Source organism: uncultured Arcobacter sp., assembly GCF_937982575.1.
In the GTDB taxonomy this organism is placed as follows: Bacteria; Campylobacterota; Campylobacteria; order Campylobacterales; family Arcobacteraceae; genus Arcobacter.
The window spans coordinates 155,272-167,051 of the sequence record NZ_CALJLR010000003.1 but is presented as its reverse complement, the minus strand read 5'-3'; the positions used below and the strand labels follow the sequence as shown (position 1 = coordinate 167,051).

Annotated in this window: 13 protein-coding genes; all 13 read right to left on the bottom strand. The window is 28.5% G+C overall.

Annotated features, from left to right (window positions below):
* Positions 1-4 precede the first annotated feature (4 nt).
* The 13 genes from Q0617_RS01545 to Q0617_RS01485 all read right to left on the bottom strand — a co-directional run bounded on the left by Q0617_RS01545 (position 5) and on the right by Q0617_RS01485 (position 11,728).
* Positions 5-478 carry a nitrous oxide reductase accessory protein NosL gene (locus tag Q0617_RS01545; RefSeq protein ID WP_298749727.1) on the bottom strand — a complete coding sequence of 158 codons (474 nt, stop codon included), beginning with the start codon at positions 476-478 and terminating at the stop codon, positions 5-7.
* Between the two features lie 9 nt (positions 479-487).
* On the bottom strand, positions 488-1,315 hold the full coding sequence (locus Q0617_RS01540) for an ABC transporter permease subunit (RefSeq protein WP_298749725.1): 828 nt from the start codon (positions 1,313-1,315) through the stop codon (positions 488-490).
* Positions 1,308-1,790, bottom strand: coding sequence for a hypothetical protein (locus Q0617_RS01535; protein ID WP_298749722.1), 483 nt, complete (start codon positions 1,788-1,790; stop codon positions 1,308-1,310). Before Q0617_RS01535 ends, Q0617_RS01540 begins: the two co-directional genes overlap by 8 nt.
* Positions 1,777-2,415: an ABC transporter ATP-binding protein gene (locus tag Q0617_RS01530; RefSeq protein ID WP_298749720.1), complete on the bottom strand. Its 639-nt coding sequence runs from the start codon at positions 2,413-2,415 to the stop codon at positions 1,777-1,779. Before Q0617_RS01530 ends, Q0617_RS01535 begins: the two co-directional genes overlap by 14 nt.
* Positions 2,412-3,317, bottom strand: coding sequence for a NapH/MauN family ferredoxin-type protein (locus Q0617_RS01525; protein WP_298749718.1), 906 nt, complete (start codon positions 3,315-3,317; stop codon positions 2,412-2,414). The genes Q0617_RS01530 and Q0617_RS01525 overlap by 4 nt, the downstream gene beginning before the upstream one ends.
* Before the next feature lie 10 nt (positions 3,318-3,327).
* Positions 3,328-3,780: a c-type cytochrome gene (locus Q0617_RS01520; protein WP_298749717.1), complete on the bottom strand. Its 453-nt coding sequence runs from the start codon at positions 3,778-3,780 to the stop codon at positions 3,328-3,330.
* Positions 3,780-4,325 carry a hypothetical protein gene (locus Q0617_RS01515; RefSeq protein WP_298749716.1) on the bottom strand — a complete coding sequence of 182 codons (546 nt, stop codon included), beginning with the start codon at positions 4,323-4,325 and terminating at the stop codon, positions 3,780-3,782. The genes Q0617_RS01520 and Q0617_RS01515 overlap by 1 nt, the downstream gene beginning before the upstream one ends.
* Complete coding sequence (locus tag Q0617_RS01510; protein ID WP_298749714.1) at positions 4,325-5,044, bottom strand: 4Fe-4S dicluster domain-containing protein; 720 nt, start codon at positions 5,042-5,044, stop codon at positions 4,325-4,327. The genes Q0617_RS01515 and Q0617_RS01510 overlap by 1 nt, the downstream gene beginning before the upstream one ends.
* A 1-nt stretch (position 5,045) precedes the next feature.
* On the bottom strand, positions 5,046-6,260 hold the full coding sequence (nosD, locus tag Q0617_RS01505; RefSeq protein ID WP_298749713.1) for a nitrous oxide reductase family maturation protein NosD: 1,215 nt from the start codon (positions 6,258-6,260) through the stop codon (positions 5,046-5,048).
* Positions 6,261-6,269: 9 nt separating this feature from the next.
* On the bottom strand, positions 6,270-7,046 hold the full coding sequence (locus tag Q0617_RS01500; RefSeq protein WP_298749711.1) for a cytochrome C: 777 nt from the start codon (positions 7,044-7,046) through the stop codon (positions 6,270-6,272).
* A 144-nt stretch (positions 7,047-7,190) separates the two neighbouring features.
* The gene (gene nosZ / locus Q0617_RS01495) at positions 7,191-9,785 is read right to left on the bottom strand and encodes a Sec-dependent nitrous-oxide reductase (protein WP_298749709.1); all 2,595 of its coding nucleotides are present in this window, start codon (positions 9,783-9,785) and stop codon (positions 7,191-7,193) included.
* A 285-nt stretch (positions 9,786-10,070) separates the two neighbouring features.
* Positions 10,071-11,066, bottom strand: coding sequence for a type IV pili methyl-accepting chemotaxis transducer N-terminal domain-containing protein (locus Q0617_RS01490; protein WP_298749707.1), 996 nt, complete (start codon positions 11,064-11,066; stop codon positions 10,071-10,073).
* Positions 11,063-11,728 carry a Crp/Fnr family transcriptional regulator gene (locus Q0617_RS01485; RefSeq protein WP_298749705.1) on the bottom strand — a complete coding sequence of 222 codons (666 nt, stop codon included), beginning with the start codon at positions 11,726-11,728 and terminating at the stop codon, positions 11,063-11,065. The genes Q0617_RS01490 and Q0617_RS01485 overlap by 4 nt, the downstream gene beginning before the upstream one ends.
* Positions 11,729-11,780: the final 52 nt, after the last annotated feature.

The window sequence follows — 11,780 nt, the reverse complement described above, 5'->3', positions numbered from 1 at the left end:
TAATTTATATATCACCATTTAAAAGTTCAATTAAAGCAAATGAGACTTTAGAAAATCTAAATATTCTTTTTCCATTATACTTTGAAGCAAAATTTTTCGCATCCATTTCTTTTTCGAAGACGACTAAGTCATCACCAGAAGGAGAAGTTTTTGAAGAGCCATAAACATAGTAAGCATTTCTTCCATTTATAGGTTTTAAACTATTATAATCTGTTACTAATATTTCATCTAAATCATCAGAACTCATTGCTTCATACTCTTCAAAAAGTTGAGGTCTATGATAAAATTCAAACATTGACTTTGGAGAACAAAATAGAGCTTTTTTGCCTTTATTTGTCGTAATTTGTGCAACCCAAGTAGGATTTTTTGCAATATTTATTTTTCTTACAACTCCTAAATCATCTTTTGAATAGATGATTTGTGAACTAAATCCTAATGTACTAATTATTAACAATCCAAATATACTTCTTTTTAACATAATATTCTCCTATACTAAATCATTCTTTCTAAAAGTGATTAATCCTATAAATGCAAAAGCAAAACCTAAAATCACTGGATAAATAATTGATAAAATTACAAAAACTTTTTGATTAACATTATCTAAAATAGTGTATGCAACAGGACCCATTACGGTAAGCTCTGGGTCAAAAAGTGAAATTGCAGCTACCCTAAATACTTCTAATGGATTAAGCAATGATATACCAATAATAAGACTTTCGTCCATTCTATTTTGTAACATTAAAGATATTAAAGCAATATCAATAAATGCTAAAAGAAAAATCCAAACAAAAAAAGCAATTCCTAAAGATACTTCAGAGGATTTAACAATAGTAGATATAAAAAAAGCAATTCCTAAAAATGATAAACATAACGAAAATATTAGGCCAGAATATAAAAATAATATAGCCCAAGGAATTGATGCCCCTTTAACTAATCCAATGATTATTGCTAAAATCATTGCTAAAAATACAGGTGAAAATACTGTAATAAATCTTCCAATAACTTTACCCCAATAGTATTGTTTTAATGAAATAGGAAAAGAGAGCATATACTCTAGGATATTGCTATCCCTATCTGAGGAAATAGATCTAACTGTTGTAATTAAAATAAATATTGGTAAAATTACAATTGTAATTTGAATATACATTAAAAGTAATCTGCTCAAACCATTGAATCCCATTACTTGAGATTGTGTAACTCCTGTAATAAAAAAAATAGCAATTAATCCACCAAATACAAGAGTATAAACTAAAAACCATTTAGCTCTTATTGACTCTTTTAAGTCTAGGAATGCTACCAATAAAAGATTATTCATTTTTAGTCCCAATTTTTTCTTGTTGATATTCATGATTTCGTAAATTGATTAGTTCAACACTCTCTTCAAATGAAAAGTACCTTTCATTTTTTGGTTTTGTCTTTTGTGTATATGCACTAAAACCATAACCCATAGGAGTTATGTTTTCTTTTGTGTAAATAGCTTCTTTTGCATCAATAAATGATCCATTGTGTGCATCATTAATCCAAATTTTCGCTTCTTTTATCCAAGGTTGATTCTCTTCTTCAAACCATGATATAGCACAGCCTAAATCATCAAAAAGAAACGTTTTATTTGTATGTGGATTTATAACTTGCACAGCAAATTTTTTTTCACTTATAACCATTCTACATCTATCACACATATCCCTATCCCAATGTATTTTTTTTATATCATTTTCTGAGGATGTTGAATCACTACATGAAATAAAGAAAATAGCAAAAAATAAAAATACGCCATATTTAAAATTTCTCATCACTTATTACCTTTCCTAAATCAAAATATATTTGTCTATTTGTTATGTTTTTTACTTCTTCTAATCTATGCGTAACAAAAAGCATAATCTTCTCTTTATCATTTTGTTTTAATAGTCTATAAAAATTATCTCTTGCTTTTGGATCTAAATTAGCAGTTGGTTCATCATAAATCATAATTTCTGAATTTTTAGCCAAAGATACAGAAATCAGTAGTTTTTGTTTCATTCCACCTGATAGTTTGAAAAATGACTTATTCAATATTTGAGTTATATCTAATTCCATCTCTTTACAATAGTGATAAATTAATTCTTTATTTATATTTGTGCTAGTACAAATATAGTGTAATAGTTCATTTATACTTAATTTAATTGGAGGTGGAAGTTGAGGAACAAAACTAACTTTTTTTAGTATATCAACTCTGTTTTCTATTGGACTTAAATCATTGATTGAAACATCCCCACTATTTGCATGGTAATAACCTAATATTAGTCTAATTAGTGTAGTTTTACCTGCTCCATTTGGACCCATCAGTGCTATGTGGTCATTTATATTAAACTCTAAACTTACACTATCTAAGGATACGGTATTTCCAAATTTTTTTGTTAAATTTTTTATTTTTATCATAATATACTTTTCAACCTAAAATCAATTTTTAAAGCATCTGAGTGACATACATCAATACATCTTCCACATAATGTACAATCACCACTAGTAACATATTGTTGCTTGATACCTTTTTCTTTTCGTTCTTTATCATATTTTGCTTTTGTTAATTCTAATACATGGTTTTCAAAGCAAACATCATGGCATACCATACAGTGGTCACAGTTATCATTCCATTCGATTTTTGTTGCACTAACCCAGCCAATAGCTCCATATGTTGTACCAATTGGACAAATATATTTACACCAAGCTCTTCTTGAATAAAATATTTCAATGGCTAATACAAATAAAACCCAAATAAGTGCCACGGACCAACCATAAACGATTGCTCTACTTAATATTCCAACAACATTTATTGTTTCAAAAACGATATAGCCACTTGTAAAAGCCATTGTTAGAAACATTATCCAAAAGATGTATTTAATGTTTTTATTGAAGACTCTCTGTTTAATTATTTTTCTTTTTACTAAATTATTATTTAGTTTTTCAGCAATTTCACTAATTATTCCATAAGGACATACCCACGAACAATAGGATCTACCGCCTATTATTAAATAGATAATAACAATAGTAATCGTACCAATAATCATATTTATTGGTATATGGTAAGTAGCAACGAATACTTCAATGGTAGTAAAAATATCGATTAAATGAAACCCTAAAAATCTTGAAGCATTTAGAGTTCCTTCTAAAACTTGGATGTCAATAAAAAAAGATAAAAAGAAAAAAAGATGAATAGAAATAACACTTATATATCTTTTGGCTCTTATACTTAATTTACTTTTCCCATCCCTTGTTTTATCTATAAATGTTGATAAAAAAGAACTGTTTTCGATAGTTGTTCTATTGTTAAATTTATCCATAACAGAACCTTTATTTTATCTTATCTTTAAAAGAACCAATTTCTTCAGCTAACTCTTTTAATTCTGCTTCTTCAATCTTAATTAGTAATCCTTTCATGATTGGATTCTCTTTTCTTCCACTTTTATATTCAATTAAAGAAGTATAAATTTCTTCTGATGATTTACCAAAAAGATCAGGTCCTAAAATTCCTTTTCCATTAACCCCATGACATGAAGCACATTTACTTTTGAAGTTTTGTGATACTTTAAATTCTGATGAATTACCAGCTCTATCTTTTAAAGAATTAAGTTCATCATTTTCTTTAGATGAATCTTTTTTGCTTATTTTTACTTTATTAAATGTTTTCATATCTTCAATGATTTTACCAGCCTCTCCACCTTGAAATGCTTTTCCAATTAAAGCTACATATATCATTAATCCAACAATTATTAGGGTTGAAAGTCCTACAATTATATTTTTCATTATTTAGCCTTTAATTCTTGTATTTGCATATTGAAATTTGAAATTTCTTTTGCTAATTTTTTTATCTCTTCTTCTGGCATCTGTTTTACTAATTGGCTCATTAGAACATTTTTATTAGCATCTTTTTTAAAAGAATTTATTGACTCATAAATGAAATTTTCATCTTTATTTAAAAGAGAAGGACCAATAATTCCATTTGCATAATCATTATGACATGCAGAACATTTCACAATAAACTCTTTACTTAATTTACCAACTAACATTGAAATTTCAACTCTTTCATAGGGAGATCGTACTCTTATATTTGCATCTATTGCTGTTTTTTCTTTCTCTTCGACTTTTTCTTTATTGTAAGAGTAGTAATAAGATCTATCTTTTTGAGCCTCTTTTTCTTCCACTTTCTTTTCATAAATATCATTCTTTTGTGAAACTTCAATTTTTCCAGCAACAGAAGGTGTTACTTCTCTTTCTTCTTCTTTTTTATCAGAACATGCTGTTAAAAAAAGCAAAGAACTTATTGTTAAACTTATAATTTTTAATTTCATTATTTTTTACCTTTTATATAATAATCATCGTATGTTAAACGAGCTTTAATAGTAATTGCATTTGTAGGACACAATTCTTCACAAACTCCACACCCTATACACTTTTCATTAAACTGTGGTCGAAATCCACCAGAACTATCACTAACCATTTCAATTGCTTCGATGGCATTGGGATAAGGACACATATCTGCACAAATTGTGCAGCCTTTCCCAACAAAAGTTTCAAGTTTTTCTAACACTTCATTCTCTTGTTCATTTGAATGAGGATGTGAATATATTTTTTGAATATGTTTTTTTTCAACCATTTCTTTTGAAATGGCAATGCATTTATTAGGGTTTTCTAATACTCCTATTCCCATTGGTTTTAAATCTTCAGGTTTAGAAACATTATGGTCTAATGCTCCTGAGGGACAAGCTAAAACACAAGGAAGAGCTGTACATAAATAACAAGCTCGATTTAAGGTATCTATGTATGGTGTTCCTATACCATGCCCTGTAAATAATGAATCAAGTTCAATACTATGATATGGGCAAACTTGTAAGCATTGACCACATTTAATACATAGGGCTAAAAAATCATCTTCATCTAGAGCTCCAGGTGGTCTAACTCTTAATGTTTTTGCTTTTAAATAAGGTACACCTGCAACACCACCTGCTAATACTAATCCTAATATTCCTAGTGTTGAAAACTGTATAAATTCTCTTCTTTTTTGTTCCATTTTATTCTCCACTAAACATTATAGGTTGTTTATCTTCTACTAAAAATAGCGGCTGTGTAAAGGGTGCAAGTTTTGCAAGAAAATTCAACATTGAAATTATAGGTGATCCGTAAAAGTATTTTACTTCTGGGTAGTTAAGCCATAATTTATCTGCATATTTATAAATTTTGTGAGAATTGTCACCAATATTATCTAGATTTTTATCAAATCCTTCGTAGTTATCCCAGTAGTTATTATTCCAATTATTATTATAAATTTTTCCACCCCTTGTATTATTTACCACATCTTCTATATTTCCTATTATTTGATTGTTATTGATATCATTATCTTCACATATTGAATGAAAGTGCATAGCTTCTGTATTATAAAGAATATTATTATTTGAAATAGTATTTCTATTATCTTTATCAAAAGGAGATCTATCTATATACATACCTCTTGCATTGTAAAGCAATGTATTATTTTTAAGAGTAAAACCACTAACTTCTTTTAGTCCAATGCCCATTCCTGTGTTACCTAAAGAACTTTGTACTATATTGTTTGAAGCAATAGTGTCTTTTGAATACATAAAAAATATCCCAACTGAATTAAATTTATAATGATTATTTTTAACTATATTTTTTCCCGCATACATAAAATGAAGAGAATATCTACCATATTCTCCTTTATTATCTTCTATTGTATTTCCATGAGAATACCAAACAACCATATCTCTTGATTTATATAAATGATTATTTTTTATGATGTTATCATTACTATACCAAAGCCTAATTCCATCACCTCTTAATCCTAATTCTAAATTTTTTGATTGAATATAATTGTTAGATATTAAGGTATTACTCACTTGTTGTAAATCTATCCCAAATAATGAGTTTGTAATTTCAACATTTGATATTTCACATTGAGTAGCTTTTTTTATAACAATTGCAGCATCTAATTTATCATGTCTATCCCCAGAGTTCTGAATTTTTAGGTTTTTTAGTGTTACAAAAGAACTATTTATAGTAATAACAGTACCTTCTCCTTTTGCACTTATTAGTACATTTTTTCCAACACCTAAAATAGTTAAAGGTTTATCAATTATTATATTCCCTTCATAAATACCATCCGAAAGTTTTAAAATAGCCCCCTCTTGCGCATTGTTAATTGCATCTTGCAAGATAGTTGCATTTGAAAATGATAATATTGATAGGATAGCCATTAAATACTTTTTCATCATAGTTACTTATAAACTACTTTCTTTTATAGCTTTATTTCTTGATAATAATGCTAAAAGACTTAACAAACTTATTGCTACAAGTAAATAAAAGCCAATACCAGGATATGAGTGCGTGATAAATTGAGCAACTTTACCATCTCCAAAAACTGTTGGCATAAAAGGTTTTATATTGAAAGCTCCCCAATCATGTAAATTATGTCCAAACCAATATAGCCAATAAGCATAATCTGCTATAAATAAGAATGGTAGAGATACAGGAATAAACATAAAATATGAAAATATTTTTTTATTATAAGCAATAAAAAGAATCATAATTAAACATAATGATAATAATGCATAAGGAGCAATTTCTCTTTCAAATTGTCCTCCTCTCCACATTGGATCCATTCCAATATAGTGATTAATTGTATTCATTTCATGTACTTCTCCAGTAAATCCATCAAAATGAAAATACACGGGAATCCCCATAGGAAATGCTTCTTTTGGATAATTTGGTGCTTCAAGTGATACTGACCAAATTGGCAGTGAAGCTGCACCTATTTCAGAAGCTGATTCAATCATTTTATTCAAATCATTTGAAGCCTCTTTTGGTGTATTTGTACTTACATATTTATTTAGTGAATATAAGTTCCATATTGTTGTTGAAATTGCTGATACTTCTTTGTTATTATGAATATTATTAAGTGCACCATGAAAAAATACTACAGGAATTGTAAAACTTATGGTCAAGATAAATAGTGCTAAAAAAGCAAATACTTTTGATTTTTTAAAACTTGTGTGCATAGATAAATCCTTTATTAGATAACTTACTAAAACACTCTAAAATGTTTAAATAAATCATCTACATTAATTATAGCTATCATAGTTATTATTTGTATTGACAGCTATCAATAAAACAGAAGAGATGAATCTTCTGTTTTATCAAGATTAGAATAGATTAGCGTTATCATCTACCCATTTTAGATATTCAATAATATCTTCAGTCTCTTTCTCACTCATTTCTTGATTAGGCATTTTTAAATTAAAGTAATCAATCATTGCTTTTATGTAAGGTTCTTTGTATTTAGCTTCTGGATCTAAAATAAATTCACTTACCCATTTTTCTGCATTTTCATGTCTAGATAAAACACCCGTTAAATCAGGACCTGAAGATACTTTTCCAATAACGTGACAACCATTACATCCACCTTCTGCAAATGCTTTTTCACCTCTAGCAGCAGCAGCAGATTGTTCTGTAGCTATTTTTCGCACTAATGCATCTTTAGCTCTAATTCCAACATCAGCTGTTTTAACCATCAATTGCCAAATCATACCTTCATGTAAAATCGCTTTTTCTACATCACCAGCTTTAAAGGCAGCATTAGCTTTTTTCTTTTCATCAGGAATTTGCCCATATTGGTCAAATGCATCTGTTACTAAGTCAGCAACAACTTTATGTTTATCAAAGCCGTTAGCTTTTAAGAAGGCAACAACACTTTGAATAACTGAATCTGTTGCTGCATTTACCGCAACAACTTTGTCATATTCAGCTTTTAATTCAGCTGGACTCATTGCTTCTATTTTCATTTTATTTGCACTAACATATTTTTTGTTAGGATCTTTTACCATTAAATAACCCATCATTTCTAAATGAAGAGCTGAACAGAATTCAGTACAATAGTAAGGGAAAACACCTTCTCTATCAGCAATAAATTCAATTGTTGTAGTTTCTCCTGGCTCTAGTGAGGCATGTTGATCAAATCCACCAACTGTAAACCCATGAGTTTCATCTTGGGCTCTTTCTAAGTTAGTCATGTGAATGGTAACTTTATCCCCTTTATTAACTGTTATTCTTTCAGGGTTAATATGAGATCTTACTAATGTAGAATATACTGTTACATTTTTCCCATCTCTTACTATTCTTTCTTGTCCCGCTAAAGTTTTACCAATGTGCTCTTTACCAGTTTTTGTATTTGTACCCATCGTATATCTAATATGTGGGTGAAGTTTTGAAGCTCTAATTCCAACTGCTTGGTGAGGCTCTCCTAAAGGTAAAGGCATATCCACTAATAAATCCATTGTCTTACCCGATATATCAATTAATTGATGGTTTTGTGGATGTAGTGGACCAACATTTTGAAATCTATCAATAGATAATTTGTTTAATGCAATAATATATTTACCTTGAGGGTCAGAAGTTTTACCTTCCATACCAGCTAAATGTCCAATGTTATAGTGTACATTTTCTTTATCTAATATTTTTAAATTTTTATAATCCCATTTAACAACTTGTGAGTCAACATACAATGATGTATACACTTGTCCATCAACAGGTGAGTATTGCGTATGCAAAGGCCCAAGTCCCAGTTCAACTTGTCCATGTAAAGATTTTTTCATATCTAAAATAGGAATACCATATGGGTCTTTATCAATAAACTCTTTATTATCTATTTGTTTTTTAATTTTTTCAAAAGAATAAACAGAAGCATGTGTATCTAATTTTCCACAAACAATCAAGTATTTACCATCTGGAGAAACATCAACACCATGTGGTGATTTTGGTTCAGGAATTAAGAAAAGTGCATTATTTTTTACTGCAACTTCAATAGGTATAATATTATGACCATTAATAACTTTTACATTTTTAGGATCTTTTGCAATTTCTGCAAGTTTTTCCCAGTTATATACATGTAGAAAATCCGTATCATTTCTTGACATACCAGCTTCATTTGGTGGATTACCAACTTCGATGCCACCTGTATACATTTCTGTATTAAATGAGTTCGTAAATCCCCATCCATAACTTACACCTTTTCCGGCATCACTTAAATCTTGATGATATGGAGGCATTTCAATAGTAAATGAATTTTTTGGAAGAATTCGACCAATTTTATCATCGAATTTCCACATTGTAACACCACCTCTGTAAGACTCTTTGTAGTCGTCAATTGCGTGATAGTTATTATCATAAGGAGCAGCATATTGTGATGCTTCTATAATATATTCAGAATTTGGAGTAAAGAATGCTCCCCCATGATTTGATTTAAATACTGGATTTGGAACAATTTGTTTTGTTTCAAAGTCAGCTAAATCAATGATAGCAATTCTTGGATTTGCTTTATCATTAATAGCTAACCATCTACCATCATATTTACCATCTTTTTCAGAAAGTGCAGGGTGATGTGTATCGCCCCAGTTAATTTCTGTTCCTCTTACATCCCCTTGTCTAAGAATAGCTAATGAGTCTTTATCATAACCATACCCTTGCCAAGGCTCTGGTGTAAACACACCAATATATTTAAGAATTCTCATTGATGGAACACCATAGACAATCACTTGTCCAGATTGTCCACCTGATGAAAATATGACATAGTCATCTTTTACTCCTGTTGGGTTATAAGTTTTAGCAGCTCGAATAACATCTTGTTCATTCAATCCCCTATCTTTCATAACTTTTTGAAGAGTACTGTCATTTGCGATTGAAACTGTTGCAGCTAAAGCACTTCCTATTAATAGCGAAGTGACTCTATTAAGATTTTTCATTTCTTCTCCCTTTTATACTAATTAGTAACACTATAGTTTAAGCACCACCAAAAACTAATCCATAAACTTTTATTTACTGAATAAATAAAAATAAAGCATAAAATGCATAATTAACTAGATGCGTTCAATATATTTATTAAACTATAACATAGCATTTACATAGCATTATAACTATTAGGAATTTTAATTTATTGATATATATCAATAATATGATTTTTTTGAAGAAAGTTTATAATTTTTTTGAAAAAGTAATGTTTAAAATCAAAGGAGAAAATCCTTTGATTATTAAAGTTTACAAGTATGAAGTATTTTGTCTAGTTCTTCTTTTAGGTCTTGAAGTTTTTTAGTTGAGTTAATTAAATCTTCTGTTGACTCAATAACCATATCCTCACTTTTGTTTAATTGATTACCGATATCTGTTCGGTTTTTTAGATCATTGATTACATTATCGAATTCATTAGTTATTTCTTCTAGTTTTGAACTTGCATTTTTAGAGTGTTCCATTGCAACAGCAGATTCATTCATAGCCGAATTGATTTTATTAATAAAGCAATTAAAAGTATCCGTTACTTCTAAAATCTCTTTTTCATTTACATCTATTGATAGAGTTTCTAATTGTTCATTCTTTTCATTGGCTATTTTTTTTGAAAATTCTAAAAATTTGTTAGCATTTTCTTCAATACCTTTAAGTTGTGTAAAAGCATAAAATATAAGTAAAAGAATAAGTACTGCAGCTAAATATTGGAAGTTTTTAATTAAAACAGTTTTATCTTCTGCATGTAAAGTATATAAAGTCACTAACTCATCAACTTCATTTAATAAGTTGTTATTTGTATTATAGATTGTTTCAACTACTGTTTTTAATAACTTTTCGCTCTCTTCATCATTTTTTATTTGCAGTTTTTTAAAGCTAGTTACATTGTCAAAAAAGTCTTTCCATAAAATTTCTACTTTATAGAGTTGTTGTCCAATTTTATCATTTGGCACAGGTTCTATCCCTGTTAATTTATTACCATTTTTTAAAGAGTCTAATCCTTGAATAAACTCTTCACTAGCACTATTTAGTTCTGAAAAATTTGTTTTTTCACTGTAATAAAGGTAAAAAATATTTTTAGAGATTTTTTGTGTTAGCATTCTCTCTTTACCAACTATATTAATTACCAAGGCATCTTTTTTATTTTTATTATTTAAATATACAGTCGTAAAAATAATGACTGCCATTAATATTATGAATAAGGCACCTAATGTTTTTATTTTTGTACTTATTTTATTTGTTTTCAAATGCCAACTCCTTTAAAGGTTGATTCCAATTGATTTTTATTTAAGATGATTACTTCACCTTTATCAACATCAATAGCACCATTTCTTGTCAATCTTTTCAAAACTCTAGAAAGTGTCTCTGGTTGAATGTGCAACATAAATGATACCTCTTGTCTTTTGAGTTTATTAAACATTTGAATGTCATTATAAATCATAAAGGCTACTTTTGCGGTGGCATCAAATACTAACTCACGATTTACAATACACTGTAGTTGATGGGTTTTTTCTAGTAAGGTCTCAATTAATTTATATGATAAGATATTTTTAGATAAAAACATATCTTTAAATTTATCAAAATTTATAGATAAGACTATTGAGTCTTCCACAAACTCTGCGTTTGAAAAACAATAGATACTATTTTTATTTATTGAAGTTAATTCAGAAATCATTGAGTTTTTATATATATGATATAAAAATATTTCATTGTCAAATTTATCGATCTTATAAATTTTTATAAGTCCTTCAACTAAAAAAAGAATATTTTCTTTTATTTCATCTTCATAATAAAGAATTGAATCTTTAGGATAGGTAATTAGATTAGATATTGTAAATATCTCTTCTATCTGGCTTGGCGTTAATTCATTAAAAAAGTCCAATTGAGTAATAATCTTTAATTTATCCACTAAACTCCCTGTATCCTTTTTGTTTAAGGAATTTTATAATAAGCTAACGCAA

Coding starts and splice junctions, on each gene's coding strand:
- Q0617_RS01510 (WP_298749714.1), bottom strand. CDS start 5,044: ATGGAACAAAAAAGAAGAGAATTTATACAGTTTTCAACACTAGGAATA.
- Q0617_RS01500 (WP_298749711.1), bottom strand. CDS start 7,046: ATGCACACAAGTTTTAAAAAATCAAAAGTATTTGCTTTTTTAGCACTA.
- Q0617_RS01520 (WP_298749717.1), bottom strand. CDS start 3,780: ATGAAAAATATAATTGTAGGACTTTCAACCCTAATAATTGTTGGATTA.
- Q0617_RS01525 (WP_298749718.1), bottom strand. CDS start 3,317: ATGGATAAATTTAACAATAGAACAACTATCGAAAACAGTTCTTTTTTA.
- Q0617_RS01530 (WP_298749720.1), bottom strand. CDS start 2,415: ATGATAAAAATAAAAAATTTAACAAAAAAATTTGGAAATACCGTATCC.
- Q0617_RS01535 (WP_298749722.1), bottom strand. CDS start 1,790: ATGAGAAATTTTAAATATGGCGTATTTTTATTTTTTGCTATTTTCTTT.
- Q0617_RS01540 (WP_298749725.1), bottom strand. CDS start 1,315: ATGAATAATCTTTTATTGGTAGCATTCCTAGACTTAAAAGAGTCAATA.
- Q0617_RS01545 (WP_298749727.1), bottom strand. CDS start 478: ATGTTAAAAAGAAGTATATTTGGATTGTTAATAATTAGTACATTAGGA.
- Q0617_RS01515 (WP_298749716.1), bottom strand. CDS start 4,325: ATGAAATTAAAAATTATAAGTTTAACAATAAGTTCTTTGCTTTTTTTA.
- nosD (WP_298749713.1), bottom strand. CDS start 6,260: ATGAAAAAGTATTTAATGGCTATCCTATCAATATTATCATTTTCAAAT.
- nosZ (WP_298749709.1), bottom strand. CDS start 9,785: ATGAAAAATCTTAATAGAGTCACTTCGCTATTAATAGGAAGTGCTTTA.